This is a genomic window from Polaribacter sp. R77954 (assembly GCF_044595335.1).
Lineage (GTDB): Bacteria > Bacteroidota > Bacteroidia > Flavobacteriales > Flavobacteriaceae > Polaribacter.
On sequence record NZ_CP138992.1, the window covers coordinates 3,097,530 to 3,115,457 of the forward strand.

Genomic DNA, 17,928 nt, shown 5'->3' on the forward strand with positions numbered 1-17,928 from the left:
CGTAACATATTATAAATATACTTTTATTATTTTTACTGATATGATTATAAATGAAATTTTTGTTATTGGTTTAATGTCGGGTACTTCTTTAGATGGAATCGATTTGGTGTATGTGAAATTTGATAAAAAAAACTATAAGAATTTTACAATTATACATTCGCAAACCATAGCGTATTCTAAACAGTGGAAACAAGTTTTACAGCACGCAATTCACAAATCTGAACAAGAATTAAAGGATTTAGATGTTGCATATGGTCGGTTTTTAGGAGCAACTATCAATAATTTTATTTCAAATTATAAAATAGATGTCATTAGTTTTATAGCTTCTCATGGGCATACAGTTTTGCATCAGCCTAAAAAAGGAATAACCTTACAAATAGGTGCTGGAAAAGAAATTGCTAAAATTACCAACGCAAAAGTAGTTTGTGATTTTAGAACACAGGATGTAAAACTAGGTGGTCAAGGAGCTCCTTTGGTTCCTGTGGGAGACGAGTTATTGTTTTCTGATTATGACTATTGCTTAAATTTAGGTGGATTTTCTAATATTTCTTTTAAACTAGGTGCTCAAAGAATAGCCTTTGATATTTGCCCTGTAAATATTGTTTTGAATCATTATGTGAGTAAATTAGGTTTTCAATTTGATGATAAAGGAGCAATTGCTGCTAAAGGAGCGCTTAATTACCAGCTTTTAGATAAATTGAATGAGTTAGAGTTTTATCAAAAAGAACCTCCTAAATCCTTAGGTTTAGAATGGGTGCAAAAACATGTTTTTCCTCTTATTGATGCCTTAGAAAACGATATCCCATCAATATTAAGAACTTTTACAGAACATATTGCTATACAGATTTCTAAAATTATTAATAGCGATTCAGTTTTAATTACAGGTGGTGGCGCCTTCCATGCTTTTTTGATAAATAGAATTGAATGTATCACAAAAATTAAAATTTCATTGCCTAGTCAAGAATTTATAGACTTTAAAGAAGCTTTAATTTTTGCTTTTTTAGGTCTGTTAAAGATTGATAATCAGGTAAATTGTTTGTCGAGTGTAACTGGTGCTTCAAAAGATCATTCCTGTGGTGTTATTTTTTATCCTTAGGATTTCTTCAAAAAATTTGAACCCTCAACTTTTTACCCTAAATTTGTGAGGTTTCAAAAGATAATTAAAATTTTAAAGAAATGAATCAATTATAACTTTTCCCCTGTTGGGGATTTTTAATGGTAAATTAAAATGGTTTGAAAAAACGAAAAGTAAAATTGATTTAAATTTTTAAGATGAAAGAATTATTAAAAAAATACGAAGCAAAACAACCAGAAATTGTTTTTAATTGGAAAGATAGTGAAACTGAGGCAGAAGGATGGACAGTGATTAACTCGCTAAGAGGTGGTGCTGCAGGAGGTGGCACAAGAATGAGAAAAGGCTTAGATATGAATGAAGTACTTTCTTTGGCAAAAACAATGGAGGTAAAGTTCACGGTTTCTGGACCTGCAATTGGAGGTGCAAAATCTGGTATTAATTTTGATCCACAAGATCCTCGTAAAAAAGGAGTGTTAGAAAGATGGTTTAAAGCAGTTTCGCCATTATTGAAAAATTATTATGGTACTGGAGGAGATTTAAATGTAGATGAAATTCATGAAGTAATTCCGATTACTGAAGAAAGTGGCGTTTGGCATCCGCAAGAAGGTGTTTTTAATGGTCATTTTAAACCAACAGAGGCTGATAAAATTAATAGAATTGGGCAATTAAGGCTTGGGGTGATAAAAGTCATAGAAAGTAAATTTTATTCTCCTGACATTGCGAAAAAATATACAGTGGCAGACATGATCACGGGTTTTGGTGTCGCAGAAGCTGTAAAACATTATTATAGTATTTATGGAGGTGATGTAAAAGGGAAAAAGGCTGTAATTCAGGGTTTTGGTAATGTAGGGTCTGCTGCAGCTTTTTATTTGGCGCAAATGGGAGCTAAAGTAGTTGGAATTATAGACAGTGTTGGAGGAGTGATTAATGAAGATGGATTTTCTTTCGAAGAGATTAAAGCATTTTTTCTAAGAAAACATAGAAATACCTTGATTGCAGAAAATATAATTCCTTTTCATGAAATTAATGAAAAAATTTGGAGTTTACAATGCGAGATTTTTGCACCTTGTGCAGCATCAAGATTGGTAACTCAAAAACAAATACATCAAATGATAGGTGCTGGACTTGAAGTAATTTCTTGTGGTGCAAATGTACCATTTGCAGATAAAGAAATTTTCTTTGGTTCTATTATGGAAAACACAGATAATAAAGTAAGTTTAATCCCAGATTTTATTTCCAATTGTGGAATGGCAAGGGTTTTTGCGTACTTTATGGAGCAAAGAGTAGAAATGTCTGATAAAGCAATTTTTGAAGACACATCAAAAGTAATTAAGAAAGCATTGCAAAGAACATTTGCAAAAAATGGTTCTAAATACAATATAAGTGAAACTGCCTTTGCCATAGCTTTAAAAGAATTGATATAAATATAAAACAAACAAACAACTAAAAATGGAATCAGTAATTATTATTGTATTTGTACTTGGGTATTTAGCAATAACCTTAGAGCATAATCTAAAATTAGATAAATTAATCCCAGCCTTAATTATGATGGCAGTTTGCTGGGCTGTTGTAGCGCTAGGTGTAGATTCTTTTTCCAATTGGTTTGATTCCGCAAATCACGGTTTGGTAGATGGTTTTGCTTCTATGGTGCATGCTGATAAAATGCATTTAGTAGAAGAAACATTATTACATCACCTAGGTAAAACTGCTGAGATTTTAGTGTTCCTTCTTGGGGCAATGACTATTGTAGAAATTATTGACTATTTTGATGGTTTTTCTACAATTAAAAGTTTTGTAAAAACAAAAAATAAAAAAAGTATCCTTTGGATATTTTCTATCCTAGCCTTTATTTTATCTGCAATTATAGACAACTTAACTGCAACTATCGTTTTAATTTCTATTTTACAGAAAATTGTTAAAAATAGAGAGGAAAGAATTTGGTTTGCGGGTTTAATTATTATTGCAGCAAATGCTGGTGGTGCATGGTCACCAATTGGAGACGTAACCACTACAATGCTTTGGATAGGGAATAAAGTAACCACTCTAAAATTAGTAGAATATTTATTAATACCATCCTTTTTATGTATGGCAGTTCCTACTTTTATAGCAAGCTTTTTGCCAGCTTTTAAAGGTCAAATAGAAGTAGAAGAAAGTAATAAAGATGAAAAGCCAAAAAGCCCTCATAGTGCAAGAATGTTATATTTAGGTTTAGGCGCTATTGTTTTTGTACCGATTTTTAAAACAGTTACACATTTGCCACCTTACGTAGGTATGATGTTGTCTTTAGGTGTGGTAGCTACATTTGCAGAAATATATAGTAATTCTAAATTCTCAATTTCAAGCATAGAAGGTGAGCAAGCAGATGAACATGCTTCTGGCGCACATCATAGTCCTGTTCATGCATCATTATCTAAGATAGAGATGCCAAGTATCTTATTTTTCTTAGGTATTTTAATGGCTGTAGCTGCTTTAGAATCTCTTGGAATTTTATTTAATTTTGCCTCAACATTGCAAGAAACGGTTCCAATGATGGGTACAGAAATGCATACAGAAGGTACAGCTGGTGTTTCAGATTTAGTAGTAATGTTATTAGGTGTAGGTTCTGCAGTAATAGATAACGTACCTTTGGTGGCTGCAAGTTTAGGAATGTTTTCTGAACCATTAGATAATGAGTTATGGCACTTTATAGCCTTTTCTGCAGGTACAGGTGGTTCTATGTTAATTATTGGATCAGCAGCAGGTGTGGTTGCCATGGGAATGGAAAAAATTGATTTCTTTTGGTATTTTAAAAAAATATCTTGGTTGGCCTTAATTGGTTTTGTAGTAGGTTCAGCTACATTTATGATTACAAGAACACTCTTTTAAGTACAGCTCAACAAAATATGGAAATGTCATTTTGTAAAGTACAGAATGGCATTTTTTTTGATAGCATAGTACAGATTCCTTTTGGTCTAAAACAATTTTAAAAAATAACAGTCGTTAATATATAAACATAAAAAAGAATTGAATGATATCATTTTTTCAAGAAAATAGAGATTTGGCAAACCAAACTGTACAAGAAGAAAAAACACTTTCCATTTATAATTTAATTATGGATGGTGGTTTAGGAGGGCAAATAATCATTGCATTACTTTTTATATTATTAGCAGTGGCACTGTATATCTATTTCGAAAGGTTTTTTGCTATAAAATCGGCCTCTAAAGTAGATAAAAACTTTATGAATCAAATAAAGGACTATGTGTCTAATGGAAAATTAGAGTCTGCAGATGCACTTTGTAAAAATACAAACACACCAACAGCAAGACTAATAGGTAAAGGAATTTCAAGAATAGGAAAGCCTCTAGAGGACATCAATACAGCAATAGAAACTACAGGAAAATTAGAGGTTTACGAACTAGAGAAAAATGTGTCAGTTTTAGCAACAATTGCAGGTGCTGCACCAATGATAGGTTTTTTAGGAACCGTAATTGGTATGATTGTAGCCATCCATGAAATTGCAAACGCAGGAGGCCAGATCGATATAAAAATGCTTTCTGATGGTTTGTATACGGCTATGACAACTACAGTGGCAGGGTTAATTGTGGGGATAATCGCTTACATCACCTACAATCATTTAGTCGTAAGAACCAATAAAGTGGTATATCAAATGGAAGCAAAATCGGTAGAGTTTTTAGATTTATTAAACGAGCCAGTCTAATGCAAGTTCAAATTTAAAGTATAGCGTTTAAAAGTTAAAAACTAATTTTTGAGGCTCAATTTTGAATTTTAAACGTTAAACCTTGAATATCCAAATATGAATTTAAGAGGAAGAAATAAAGTAGATCCAACGTTCAATATGTCATCAATGACAGATATTGTTTTTTTACTGTTGATTTTTTTTATGCTAACGTCTACCTTAGTAACAGTAAGCGCTATTGATGTGCTATTGCCAAAAGCGGGTGGTAAAACAGAAAATAGTAAGGCTGTTGCTGTAACTATTACCAATAATTCTCTTTTTTATATCGATAAAACAAAAGTAAGTGCATCAAGATTAGAAAGCGAAATTTTAAGAAGTGTTGGCACCGATAAAAAGAAAACGATTGTGATTCGTGGTGATCAAGATGTACCGTATAAAAATGTAATGAAGGTTATTGATATTGCTAATAAAAATAAGTTAAAAATGATTTTAGCTGTAAAAGGAAAATGACCTTTAGGTCAAGCTGAATTTATTTCAGCTTCTAATCCTTATAATTGTTATCCCTGCAAAAGCAGGAATCTATATTTAAGTAAATAATGCCAATATTAGATACAAAACATAAACGAAAATCAGCAGGAATTACAATCGTAATTTTACTGCTTTTGTTGTTTGTTATTTTTAATTACGGAATGCAATATTTAGATCCGCCAGAAGAATATGGTTTGGCTATTAATTTTGGAGATGCTAATGTTGGAGCAGGAGAACCTGTGCAAAGAACTAAAAAAGCACCAACACCTAAGGTTATTGAAAAAGAAGTAGTCGTGCAAGAAGAGGTGAAAGAAACACCTAAAGAAATTATCAAAGAAGAAATGATTACTGATGATACTTCTAAAGAGGTTCCAGTAGTAGAAAAAGTAGAAGAAGTAAAAAAAGAACCCATAAAAGAAGAAGTAAAAAAAGAAATTCCTAAAGAAAAACCCAAGCCCAAACCATCTAAAGAAGCAACAGATGCACTAAATAGTTTGTTAAATGGAAATGCGTCTGATGGGGCTCCAAAAGGAGAAGGAGATGATCAAAAAGAGGGCGTAAAAGGAAACCAAAAAGGGAATCTTGATGCCAATAAATATTACGGAAATACAGGGAGTGGTTCTGGAGGAAATTACAATTTAGCAGGTAGAAAAGCGTTGTCAAAACCTAAAGAGCAACCAGATTGTCAAGAAGAAGGTATTGTTGTAGTTCGAATTACTGTTGATAAAAACGGAAAGGTAATCAGTGCAATTCCGGGTGTAAAAGGTTCTACAAATACTGCAGCTTGTTTATTAAAACCAGCAAAAGAAGCCGCTTTAAAAACTACGTGGAATGCCGATAATAAAGCACCAGCTAGCCAAGTTGGTACAATCATTTATAAGTTTTCTCTCTCAAAATAATGCTTATTTTTGTTTTTGAAATGTCACCTTGAGCGTAGTCGAAAGGTCTCACTACTAAATTATGACGTACCAAGAAACTTTACATTGGATGTTTGCACAATTACCCATGTATCAAAAAGAGGGTAAAACCGCATTTAAAAAAGATTTAACCAATACATTAGCGCTGGCTAAAGAACTTGATTTTCCTGAAAATAAGTTCAAATCCATTCATGTGGGTGGTACAAATGGTAAAGGGTCAACCTCACATATGTTGGCTTCCATTTTGCAAGAAGCAGGGTATAAAGTAGGGTTGTACACTTCGCCTCATTTAAAAAATTTTACAGAGCGTATTAGAATTAATGGTGATGAAATTTCTCAACAAAAAGTAACTTCTTTTATTGAAGAACATCAGTGTTTTTTAGAACAACAAAGGCTCTCTTTTTTCGAGATGACAGTGGGTTTGGCTTTTGATTATTTTGCAGACGAAAAAGTTGATATTGCGATTGTTGAAGTAGGTTTAGGAGGTAGATTAGATTCTACAAATATCATTACTCCAGAAATTGCTACAATTACAAATATTGGTTTAGATCATACTCAGTTTTTAGGTGAAACCTTGCCTGAAATTGCCTTTGAGAAAGCAGGAATTATCAAGCTAAATATACCAATAGTAATTGGCGAAAAACAAAAAGAAGTAGCACACATTTTTTTAGATAAAGCAAAAAAAATGAATGCTAAACTCTTTTTTGCTTCCGATGCTGAAGAGATTTACGAAACAGATTTGTTGGGCGATTATCAGCAGAAAAACGTAAAAACAGCAGTGGCTACAATACAACGATTGAAAGGTTTTCATGTATCAAAAGAACATATTAAAAACGGATTGCTAAATGTGGTAAAAAACACCAACTTAAAAGGACGATGGCAAATTTTACAACAAAGTCCTAAAGTAATTTGTGATACAGCACATAATAAAGAAGGCTTGACCATTGTAATGCATCAATTAAAAAAAGAGCAATATAAAAAGTTACATATTGTTTTAGGTGTAGTGTCAGATAAAAAATTAGATGCCATTTTACCCTTGTTCCCAAAGTCAGCAACTTATTATTTTTGCAAACCCGGTATTCCTAGAGGCTTATCTGAGGCTGATTTACAGGTAAATTCAGAAAAGTTTCATCTTTTTGGAAAAAAATATTCGTCTGTAAAAAATGCGTTTCAATCTGCGTTAGGCAATGCTAATCAACAAGATATAGTTTATATTGGTGGCAGTACTTTTGTGGTTGCAGAAATTATTTAAAATAAATTTCATTTTTTCTTTGGTGAATTTAAAATCTATATTATATTTGCACCCGCAACAAGCAAGGGCGCGTAGCTCAGTTGGTTCAGAGCACTTGGTTTACACCCAAGGGGTCAGGGGTTCGAATCCCTTCGCGCCCACAACAAAAAAGCCTCATCAATTTCGATGAGGCTTTTTTATTATTTTGCTATGCCTTATTTTCTTTATATTTTATATTCAAAAAATTTAGATAAATACTACGTTGGCGTATCTGCAAATATTGAAGAACCACTACAAAGACATTTATCAAATCATAAAGGATTTACTTCTAGAGCGAAAGATTGGCAAATTGTTTATTTTGAAAAGTATGAGAATAGGTTATTGGCGCTTAAAAGAGAAAAACGAATTAAGAACTGGAAAAGTAGAACAATGATTGAGAAGCTTATTGATGAAAAATAATAGCTCAGTTGGTTCAGAGCATCCCGATTTTACATCGGGAGTGGTCAGTGCTTGTTCCGATATAAATCGGAAGGTTCGAATCCCTTTCCCGATAAAAAAATCGGGATAAACTGCGCCCACAATTATTAAAGAGGTCGTCTAAAAAGTAATTTTTAGGCGATTTTCTTTTTTGTATATTTTTAGTTTCTTGCTTTAATTTTCTTTTGTTTTAAAAAAGCAAAAGCTCGTTTATATCGTTAAGCTATACTTATTTAGGTTATGTGCTATTGCAATTAACCCCATTTCTACATTTATTTTATCTATTCCTCTTAGCATAAAGCGTTTAAAATTCATATTTTGCTTTATGTTCCCAAAAACAGCCTCTACATCCCAACATCGTTGTTTCCTTTTTGCAATTCCTTGCTCACTGGTTAATAATGTTTTTGCTTTAGCTTTTAATCGGATTAGATTGTAATTGCGTTCTATAATACGATTGTACTTGGATTTATGACAACTGCTTCTGAGCGGACAACCCTTGCAATTTTGTGCTTGGTATCTATGAATTTCTTGTTCAAAACCATTTTTTGTTTTCTTTTTATAACTACCAATGTTAGTCATCGTTTGTCCCATAGGACAGTAATACGTATCTGTTTCTTTGTTATAATGCAGCTCATCTGGATGGAAGGGATTTGTTTTTGCTCTCTTTTTATCTAGCTGTTCTTTATGGAAGTAATTGTATTTTACAAAAGCAGTAATGTGTTTATCTTCTAAATCGGTATAATTTTCTTCGCTTCCATAACCAGCATCTGCTGTTAGAGTTTCTGGGTTTTGGTTATAGTTTTCTATATGATTATTGAGGTGGTCTTTTAGTGTGGTAGTATCTGCTGTGGTTTGTGCTATCGTATAATTGGTTAGATATTGATTATTGGTAGAAGCTTGAATATTATAAGCGGGTTTGAGTTGTCCATTCTGCATATGATCATCTTTCATACGCATAAAAGTAGCATCAGTATCAGTTTTACTGTAGCTGTTTCGCTCTTTTAAAATGGCTTCTTGCTTTTGGTACTTTGCCATATTAGAAGGCCAGTTCTTCTTAGCATAGTTTAACTTTTGCTTTACCTTCTTGTCAATCTCTTTACCCTGTAAAGCGTCATTGATTTGATCGATGGTGGCTGTTATTTTATCAGCATCTATAGCTTCAAAATCAGGTGTATTAGGTATGGCTTGTTCGTCTTTATAAACTTTTTCAACATAAGTCCAAAGTTCTTTTAACTGTTTTTTGATGCGCTCTTTACTTGTCTTTATAGATTTACCCCATACAAAGGTGTAACGATTTGCATTGGCTTCTATTTTTGTTCCATCTACAAAAATATCCTTTAAGCTAACAACGCCTTGTTCTACAAGAAGTAAAACCACTTGATAGAATATTTTTTTTAATTTTTTTTGTAAACGTTTCCCTCTAAAATCATTAATAGTATTATGGTCTGGTTTACTCTGACCACTAAGCCACATAAAATGAATATTCTCTGTTAAAGCTTGTTCTATTTTTCTTGATGAATATAAATTACGTAAATACGCATAGATAATTACTTTGAGTAACATTCGAGGATGATAACTCGATGTCCCTCCTCCTTTATAACTTTGCTCTAAGCTAACAATATCTAAATGGTCTACAATAGTGTTTACAATTCGAACGGGATGATTTTTGGGAACTAAATCATCATAACTGGGTGGTAAAAGACTTAATTGTTCTTGACTATAGGTCTTAAAAACTACTTTTCTATTCATTCTTAAAAATAAGAAATTCAAGAAAAAAATGCAAAAAAAAGACTGCCTTTTAAGACAGCCTCTTTTTTCTTTTTAAAATATATTCAAAGTAAGCTTTTTTCGTACATTCGTGTCGTTAAATTATTCAATGTTTTAATGATTGATAAAAAGATAGGAATTATTGGTTTAGGCTATGTGGGGCTGCCTTTAGCAAGACTTTTTGCTACAAAATACAACGTAGTTGGTTTTGATATTAATTCAAAAAGAGTTTCAGAATTAAAAGAAGGAACAGATTTTACACAAGAAGTAGATAATAATTTGTTAAAAGAAGTGCTTTTAGAAGAGGATAAAAATGAAATAGGACTTTTTATTACAGACAAACCGTCTTCTTTAAAAGAATGCAATTACTACATTGTTACAGTACCTACTTCTGTTGATAAAAATAATCAGCCTGTTTTACATCCGCTTTTATCTGCTAGTAAAACTATTGCTACCTATTTACAAAAAGATAATATTGTTATTTACGAATCCACAGTATATCCAGGGGCAACAGAAGAAGATTGCATTCCTGTTTTAGAAAAAGAGTCGGGTTTGGTTTACAACGATGATTTCTATGTGGGATATTCACCAGAAAGAATCAGTCCAGGTGATAAAGTAAGAACTGTGGAAAGTATTTTAAAAGTAACTTCGGGTTCAACAACAGCCACAGCCATTAAGGTTGATGAATTATACAAGTCAGTTTTAAAAAACGGTACACATTTAGCACCATCCATTAAAGTGGCAGAAGCATCAAAAATTATAGAAAATTGTCAAAGAGATATCAATATTGCTTTTGTAAACGAATTGGCAAAAATTTTTAGTTTAATGAATATCAATACAAGTGATGTTTTAGAAGCTGCTTCAACAAAATGGAACTTTTTACCCTTTAAACCAGGTTTGGTAGGTGGGCATTGCATTGGGGTAGATCCTTTTTATTTGGCTCAGAAAGCACAACAATATGGGTATTATCCAGAGATTATTTTGTCAGGAAGAAGATTGAATGATAGTATGGGCAGTCATGTAGCTTCTGAGGTGGTTAAGCTGATGATAGATCAAGAGGTTAAGGTTAAGCGAGCTAAAGTTTTAATTCTTGGGGTTACTTTTAAAGAGAATTGTCCTGATATTCGAAATACGAAAGTAATAGATCTCTATCATTCTTTAAAAAGTTATGGAGTTAAAGTAGATATTTACGATCCATGGGCAAAAAATACGGAGGTTAAAAAAGAGTATAATATCGATCTTTTAGATGATATTAATAAAAAGAAATACAGTGCAATCGTGTTAGCAGTTGCTCATAACGAATTCAAAACAATTAAGATTTCAAAATTACAGAAAAAGAAATCAGTGATTTATGATATTAAAAATTTCTTAGAGGTTAAGGATAAGAGTTTGTAAGGTTGTTGCAGGTTTGTTGTTGGTTTTTAGTTGATGGTTTTTGGTTGGAGATAATGGGAATATGAATTACTAATTGTGAGTTATGAATTATGAGTTGTGAGTTTCGAGTTTTGACTGATGAATAGTGAATAACGAACAACGAGTCACAATCAACGAATCTTGAACAGTAAAAAGTAAAAAAACAGAAATGAAAAACTTTGCATTAATAGGGGCTGCAGGTTATATCGCTCCAAGACATTTAAAAGCTATAAAAGATACAAATAATACTTTAATTGCTGCTTTAGATAAGTTTGATAGTGTTGGAATAATGGATAGCTATTTTCCGAATGCAGATTTTTTTGTAGAATTTGAACGTTTTGACAGGCACATCGAAAAGTTAAAAAGAAATGGTACACAGTTGGACTATGTGTCAATTTGCACGCCCAACTACTTGCACGATTCGCATATTAGAATGGCGCTAAGAAGAGGGGCTGATGCCATTTGCGAAAAACCATTGGTATTAAATCCATGGAATATAGAAGCATTAAAGGATATTGAAAAAGAATCTGGGCAACACATAAACACCATATTACAACTACGATTGCATCCAAGTATAATAGCACTAAAACAAAAAATTGACGCCAGTAGCTCTAACCAAAAACACGATGTAGATTTAACGTATATCACTTCTAGAGGCAAATGGTATGATATTTCTTGGAAAGGAGATGAGAGTAAATCTGGAGGAATAGCAACAAACATAGGTGTGCATTTTTATGATATGTTGTCTTGGGTTTTTGGAGATATTCAAGAAAATGTAGTGCACTTAAGAACAAAAGATAAAGCATCTGGTTATTTAGAGTTCGAAAAAGCCAGAGTGCTTTGGTTTTTATCTATTGATGAAAATTCATTGCCAGATGACGTAAAGCAAAAAGGACAAAGAACCTTTCGTTCCATCACTGTAAATAAACAAGAAATTGAATTTAGTGCAGGTTTTACAGATTTACATACTGTGAGTTATCAAGAGATTTTAAAAGGAAATGGTTTTGGGTTGACTGATTCTGAGAATTCCATAAAAATTGTGCATGACATTAGAAATGCTGCACTTCTTAATACTGGTGAAAAACATCCTTTTTTGAAAAAGTAAGCAGGTTGTTACTTATATAGTTTTCTAGAGGTATTATTGCGAGTAGTGAAGCAACCTTTCTATTTAAATTAGCAGATTACTACATTCTTTCTTTTTCTTAATGAAATCTAGGATCGTAAGGCTAAGGTGTCAACTTATATTCAGGGCTTTTAAATAGCTTTTAGACCTCTTAATAAAAAATAACTAGAAATACAATATTTTTACTGTAAACTCTTTAAAACTTCTTTTTGTGAAAAACTTTAAGGGTTTTGTTAAGAACTACATCTTTGATGTTATCCGAAATAGAAGTAGTTTTACATTGTAAAAAAGATGGTTTTTTTACAAATAAAAAAGCCTTAAAGTTGGTGCTTTAAGACCTTTTTTTAAACCGGTAACACTTTAAGAAGTATTGTTAGTTTCATTCACTTTCAAAAATACAATACTTCTCAAAGCTTACCAAAATTTTTTAATGAATTTCATAAATTTTAATGTGGTTTACCAAACCACACAGGTAAGTTACGGACTAAAATATCATTTTAGAAACTCTATTAAAATACTGTATTTTAATATGATAGCTATCTAAAAAAGATGGGTATGGGTGTAAGAAGCCAAGTTTCAGAAACAATCTTTAGAGAAGTCAGTGTAGTGTGCTCTTAAATTAAAACTACACAAATTGTAAATTTAAACACAAAAAAAATGGTTAAAATTATACCCATTCAACGTCCAAATCCGCAGGACAGAACAGCGGAAAACAAGTTTTACGCGCAAGTCGTATCTAAAGGAAATACTGATTTAGAGCGATTGGCCTATTTGGTTTCAAATCAAAGTACAGTTCGAGAAGCAGACTGTTATGCAGTATTGTTGTCGCTTTTGCACAATATTATGGATGAGCTAAAACAAGGTCGCATTGTAAAACTAGATAAATTGGGTTCTTTTCAAATTGGTGTGCGCTCTGAAGGCGCTGCTAGTTTAGAAGAATTGACGGTAAATGCTGTTAAAAAGGTACACGTTAATTTTAGACCCGATGCAAGAATGCGTGAAATGTTAGAAAATGTAAAGTTTACATTGCAATAATAACGGTATGCATTTTTGAGTAATTTGCCTCAATAGCTTTTGCTATTGAGGTTTTTTTGTATTTTTTTTACATTTCCCAAACGTTTCTTTTTTAAAAAGTAACGATACTTTCTCTTGGATCGCTAGAAACTTTTTGTTAAAAGTTACGTTACTTTTCGTAAAAAGTATGGTAACTTTTTTTAAGTAGCACTATTCAGTAATTTTTAGGCTATTTTTTTCGTATTAATTAGGATAACATTTTTAAATACATTCCTTTTTTGCTTTTATAAAAGGTGAGAAATTCGTGTTTTACCCCTTTTTTAGTTTCAAAAACACCAAATAAAAGAGTGAAGAAGTTCTATTTATGGGGCGCTTTTTGGGGAATTTGATAGTTATTTTTACTTGGATTTTTTTAGAAAAAGTAGAATCTGTTTATGAGAATATACAGCTTGCTTGCTCTTAAATTTCTGCTTGTTATACTATATCATCTTGCCTCTAAAACTTGTTTTTTGGGAATATTTAACCCATTTAAAATTCTTAAAATACAATATCCTCTTTTACAAATATAGGGTAAGGTTTTGCCTTTTTATTGTGAAATACAAAGTTATCTGTTACTGATTATCAGTGCACAACTTTATATTCTGATTTTAAAATAGATTGCAATCCCGTTACTTATCACAGGTCATCTTTTTTTAAATATCACTCTATATTTGCTATAATCCTCAAACCGGTAAAATCTGAGGAAACTTGTGGAATGTAATTCAAAGATAACTTTCTATTTTTATTTTTTTCGAGAATACCTCTGGTTTTCCAACTGCTACGAACAATAGATCTACCTATTAATGTACCGATAATAGCTCCAGCTACCTTATCACTTGTCCAGTGTTGATGAGCTTTTACGCTCGAAAAGAACACTACACTCATTAAACCATAAGGAATCCAATAGTTATCAAATTCCATCTGTAAAACTTTTGCAAGAGCAAAGTAGGTGGTCACATGCATAGAAGGCAATGCAGTTCCTGTTGGATTCCCTTGTATAATTGTCTCTTCCCTACCATTAAAAAAATCCCAATTATTATTTGTGAAGGGGTATCCTTTTGTATTAGAATTCAATGGATTTTCAGGTCTGTTTCTACCAAAGATTGTTTTTAAAGAGATTTGGGTTATCAGTGTGGAATAGGCAATGGCTTTAAAAGCATTCACCCCAACAAACTGTCCTTTTTCATTGTTTGTTACTAAAGAACCCATATACAGCCCTATGATTGGAAATGTAAGGTAAGCATTTGCTTCTTTAAGCCATAAGTTTTTTGAACTACTTAGAAAGTTAGGGGTAATGTTCGGTAATCTGTAATCAATTGCAGGTTCTACATGGTCTTGCCATGCTTTGGTCGTAATCTTATCAGTAGCAATCAAGCCTAAAATACCTGCAGCATAATACCCTGTTTTTTTCCAGTCGTTAGAAAATTCTTTTCCCAAAAAAGCAAAATCACTGGGTATGGTGTTAAAGCTTGTTTTAAACACATACCCCGCAGTTTGAAAGTGATTGCTATTTGGGTTTGGATTTTGAGCTATAGCAGAAAACCCAAAAAAAAGAAGTAAACTCGTAAGAAATCGTTTCATTTTTTAATTTTTAATAATGATGCAATTTGCGCATAAAAATACGGTTAATGTTGGAATGTTTTAAAAAAACAATATAAATTTTCTTTTTACTGCAGTTGATGGCAGTTTGTATAATCTAACATGTCATTCTCAAAGTACAAGCAATCTTTGCATGTGTATTTTGCGGATTCCTTCAATGATATCTTTGATTTTAAAAATGAGGTGTGTTAAGATTTTTGCCTAGAAGGGGCTTCGTTTAAAGATAATAGGTGTGTTTTAGAAATAACATTCCTTGTTCATTTAAAAAATTAAAAAAATGATAATCATTAGTTTGTAATCTAAGTTCGATGTATAGACCACTGCTTATTCACTAAATTGCTATTTTGTAATTTAAAACGAATGTCATTTCTACTGAAGCGTAAGCGGAATCGAGAAATTAATTACCATGTAAATTAGATCTCTCCACAAGGTCGAGATGACATAGCGCCTGTCATTTTGAGTGAAGCGAAAGCGGAATCGAGAAATCTCTTACCATGTAAACTAGATCTCTCCACAAGGTCGAGATGACAAACAGATTGCTTCAGTACGTTTGCAATGACGAGGATATTTATTATTTTGAGTGAAGCGAAAGCGGAATCGAGAAATCTCTTACCATGTAAACTAGATCTCTCCGCAAGGTCGAGATGACAAACAGATTGCTTCAGTACGTTTGCAATGACAAGGATATTTGTTATTTTGAGTAAAGCGAAAGCGGAATCGAAAAATCTCATAATACATAAAACCTCTAAATTACAGGCGAAATGAAAAAAAAATATCTCCACAAGATCGAGATGACAAACAGATTTCTTCACTATTTTCGCAATGATGAGGATATTTGTCATTTTTAGTAAAGCATATGTGGAATAGAGAAACATAAATCTAATATTTACATTGCTCAACACGCTATTTGCTGCCTTACTGTATACGGGTAGCCACAAAAACAAGCTAAAATTTTAGAAGGATTCTGAATCAATGTAGCTCATTATGAGAAATTAATAAAATTACAATTTCATATTAAGAATTCATCAAATGTTACAAAAGGGGGAAAACAACCTTTTTGTAGTTAAATAAATAAACATATATTTGTCTTAGAATATTATAAGTCAACAGATATGAAAAAAAGAGCTATTATTGTTTCTGGATATTTCAATCCCATCCATAAAGGGCACTTAGAGTACTTTAATAATGCTAAAGCTTTAGCCGATGAACTTTTTGTAATTGTAAACAATGATGTACAAAGAGTTTTAAAAGGATCTAAAGAATTTCAAAAAGAAGACGAAAGGCTAATTATAGTAGAAAATATTAAGGCCGTAGACAAGGCGATGATATCTATAGATAAAGACAGAACTGTGTGTGCTTCTATTGCATATTTGCATAAAATTTACGGTGCGGACTATGATATGGCTTTTGCCAATGGAGGAGATCAAGACAATACTTCTATTCCAGAGGCGCCTGTTTGTAAAGAGTTAAACGTGCAGCTTATCGATGGACTTGGAGATAAAATTCAATCTTCTTCATGGTTATTAAAAGGTAAGGAATAACATCGTTTCTCGTCCATAGTCTAACGAACAACAAATAACGAACAACCAAAAACGAAGAACCAAAAACGAAGAACCAACCCCGAAATAACCCAACAACATAATATAAATTTGATATGAGAATAGGTATTACCTTTAGTGCTTTTGATCTCTTTCATGCAGGTCATGTTAAGATGTTAGAAGATGCAAAACAAGAATGTGATTATTTAATCTGCGGCTTACAAACCGATCCTACATTAGATCGCCCTGAAAAAAACAGACCCATTCAATCTGTTGTTGAAAGATATATCCAATTAAAAGGATGTAAGTTTGTAGATGAAATAGTGCCTTATGCAACAGAGCAAGATTTAGAAGATGTATTACGTTCTTTTAAAATTGATGTTCGTATTGTTGGAGATGAGTATATGAACAAACAATTTACAGGGCGAAAATATTGTGAAGAATCAGGCATAGAATTGTTTTACAATAAGAGAGAACATCGTTTTTCAAGCAGTGGATTGCGAAAAGAAGTGCAAGAAAAAGAAAATCAAAACCAAAAAAAGAAATAATTTTTTGATGGATAAAAATTCAAAAATATACATCGCTGGCCATAGAGGTATGGTAGGTTCAGCCGTTTGGAGAGCTTTAGAGAAAAAGGGGTATTCAAATTTAATTGGCAGAACTAGTAGTGCATTGGACTTGAAAAACCAAGAAGCCGTACTAAAATTTCTACAAGAAGAACAACCGGATGCAATTATCGATGCTGCTGCTCGTGTGGGCGGTATTTTGGCTAATAATGATTATCCGTATCAGTTTTTGATGGAGAACATGCAGATTCAGAATAGTCTCATTGATGGGGCCTTAAAAACAGATGTTGAAAAGTTTATTTTCTTAGGGAGTTCTTGTATTTATCCCAAGTTTGCGCCTCAGCCTTTAAAAGAAGACTATTTATTAACAGATGCTTTAGAGCCTACTAACGAATGGTATGCCATTGCAAAAATTACAGGAGTAAAAGCTTGTCAAGCGATTCGAAAACAGTTCAATAAAGATTATGTAAGTTTAATGCCGACCAATTTGTATGGGTATTTTGATAATTTCGATTTGAAAACGTCTCATGTGTTACCAGCAATGATCCGTAAGTTTCACGAGGCAAAACTAAATAATAATGCCGATGTTACTTTATGGGGTAGTGGAACGCCAATGCGAGAATTTTTATTTGTAGATGATATGGCAGAAGCTGTGGTGTACGCTTTAGAAAATGAATTGCCAGAATATTTATATAATGTAGGTTCAGGTAAAGATATTACCATTAAAGAATTGGCAGAAACTATTCAGAAGGCAGTCGGGCATGAAGGTGACATCGTTTGGGATGCAGACAAGCCTGACGGAACTCCAAGAAAGTTGATGGATGTGTCTAAGATGAAGGAAATAGGGTGGCAATATAAAACCGAATTGGATGAAGGCATTGCGAAGACCTATCGTTGGTTTTTGGAGAATATAGAGAATGTAAAAGAAGTTAAAATGTAGTCGCGATAATCGACCATCGTTCCTC

The 17,928-nt window shown here is 32.5% G+C and carries 16 protein-coding genes and 1 tRNA gene; 15 read left to right on the forward strand and 2 right to left on the reverse strand.

Annotated elements, in window-relative coordinates; translation table 11 throughout:
- Positions 1–40: 40 nt before the first annotated feature.
- The 9 genes from SJY27_RS13530 (at position 41) to SJY27_RS13570 (ending at position 7,886) form a co-directional block, all read left to right on the forward strand.
- Complete coding sequence (locus tag SJY27_RS13530; protein WP_397445396.1) at positions 41–1,096, forward strand: anhydro-N-acetylmuramic acid kinase; 1,056 nt, start codon at positions 41–43, stop codon at positions 1,094–1,096.
- 176 nt (positions 1,097–1,272) lie between these two features.
- Positions 1,273–2,499 carry a Glu/Leu/Phe/Val dehydrogenase dimerization domain-containing protein gene (locus tag SJY27_RS13535; protein ID WP_397445397.1) on the forward strand — a complete coding sequence of 409 codons (1,227 nt, stop codon included), beginning with the start codon at positions 1,273–1,275 and terminating at the stop codon, positions 2,497–2,499.
- Positions 2,500–2,524: 25 nt separating this feature from the next.
- Positions 2,525–3,940, forward strand: a complete 1,416-nt coding sequence (nhaD, locus tag SJY27_RS13540) for a sodium:proton antiporter NhaD (RefSeq protein ID WP_397445398.1) — start codon at positions 2,525–2,527, stop codon at positions 3,938–3,940.
- A gap of 142 nt (positions 3,941–4,082) precedes the next feature.
- Positions 4,083–4,772 (forward strand): MotA/TolQ/ExbB proton channel family protein, encoded by a 690-nt coding sequence (locus SJY27_RS13545; RefSeq protein WP_397445399.1) that lies wholly within the window; start codon positions 4,083–4,085, stop codon positions 4,770–4,772.
- Between the two features lie 96 nt (positions 4,773–4,868).
- On the forward strand, positions 4,869–5,261 hold the full coding sequence (locus SJY27_RS13550) for an ExbD/TolR family protein (RefSeq protein WP_397445400.1): 393 nt from the start codon (positions 4,869–4,871) through the stop codon (positions 5,259–5,261).
- Positions 5,262–5,347: 86 nt separating this feature from the next.
- Entirely contained in the window at positions 5,348–6,178 is an 831-nt protein-coding gene (locus SJY27_RS13555; RefSeq protein WP_397445401.1) for an energy transducer TonB, read from the forward strand.
- Between the two features lie 61 nt (positions 6,179–6,239).
- Positions 6,240–7,448 (forward strand): bifunctional folylpolyglutamate synthase/dihydrofolate synthase, encoded by a 1,209-nt coding sequence (locus tag SJY27_RS13560; protein ID WP_397445402.1) that lies wholly within the window; start codon positions 6,240–6,242, stop codon positions 7,446–7,448.
- 65 nt (positions 7,449–7,513) lie between these two features.
- Positions 7,514–7,588: transfer RNA gene (locus SJY27_RS13565), tRNA-Val, on the forward strand.
- Between the two features lie 49 nt (positions 7,589–7,637).
- Positions 7,638–7,886 (forward strand): GIY-YIG nuclease family protein, encoded by a 249-nt coding sequence (locus SJY27_RS13570; RefSeq protein ID WP_397445403.1) that lies wholly within the window; start codon positions 7,638–7,640, stop codon positions 7,884–7,886.
- Positions 7,887–8,114: 228 nt separating this feature from the next.
- Here the strand turns inward: SJY27_RS13570 and SJY27_RS13575 are convergent, their stop codons facing one another.
- Complete coding sequence (locus tag SJY27_RS13575; protein ID WP_397445404.1) at positions 8,115–9,653, reverse strand: IS1182 family transposase; 1,539 nt, start codon at positions 9,651–9,653, stop codon at positions 8,115–8,117.
- 135 nt (positions 9,654–9,788) lie between these two features.
- On the opposite strand from SJY27_RS13575, the gene SJY27_RS13580 reads away from it, so the two are divergent.
- The 3 genes from SJY27_RS13580 (at position 9,789) to SJY27_RS13590 (ending at position 13,242) form a co-directional block, all read left to right on the forward strand.
- Positions 9,789–11,066 carry a nucleotide sugar dehydrogenase gene (locus SJY27_RS13580; protein WP_397445405.1) on the forward strand — a complete coding sequence of 426 codons (1,278 nt, stop codon included), beginning with the start codon at positions 9,789–9,791 and terminating at the stop codon, positions 11,064–11,066.
- 187 nt (positions 11,067–11,253) lie between these two features.
- Entirely contained in the window at positions 11,254–12,189 is a 936-nt protein-coding gene (locus tag SJY27_RS13585; protein ID WP_397445406.1) for a Gfo/Idh/MocA family protein, read from the forward strand.
- Positions 12,190–12,864: 675 nt separating this feature from the next.
- Positions 12,865–13,242: an HU family DNA-binding protein gene (locus tag SJY27_RS13590; protein WP_397445407.1), complete on the forward strand. Its 378-nt coding sequence runs from the start codon at positions 12,865–12,867 to the stop codon at positions 13,240–13,242.
- 678 nt (positions 13,243–13,920) lie between these two features.
- Here the strand turns inward: SJY27_RS13590 and SJY27_RS13595 are convergent.
- Positions 13,921–14,841: a phosphatase PAP2 family protein gene (locus SJY27_RS13595; protein ID WP_397445408.1), complete on the reverse strand. Its 921-nt coding sequence runs from the start codon at positions 14,839–14,841 to the stop codon at positions 13,921–13,923.
- 1,130 nt (positions 14,842–15,971) lie between these two features.
- Between SJY27_RS13595 and SJY27_RS13600 the strand changes: the two genes are divergently transcribed.
- The 3 genes from SJY27_RS13600 (at position 15,972) to SJY27_RS13610 (ending at position 17,903) form a co-directional block, all read left to right on the forward strand.
- Positions 15,972–16,400 carry an adenylyltransferase/cytidyltransferase family protein gene (locus SJY27_RS13600; protein ID WP_397445409.1) on the forward strand — a complete coding sequence of 143 codons (429 nt, stop codon included), beginning with the start codon at positions 15,972–15,974 and terminating at the stop codon, positions 16,398–16,400.
- Between the two features lie 113 nt (positions 16,401–16,513).
- Complete coding sequence (locus SJY27_RS13605) at positions 16,514–16,945, forward strand: adenylyltransferase/cytidyltransferase family protein (protein ID WP_397445410.1); 432 nt, start codon at positions 16,514–16,516, stop codon at positions 16,943–16,945.
- 7 nt (positions 16,946–16,952) lie between these two features.
- Positions 16,953–17,903, forward strand: coding sequence for a GDP-L-fucose synthase family protein (locus SJY27_RS13610; RefSeq protein WP_397447925.1), 951 nt, complete (start codon positions 16,953–16,955; stop codon positions 17,901–17,903).
- The last annotated feature ends 25 nt before the right edge of the window (positions 17,904–17,928 follow it).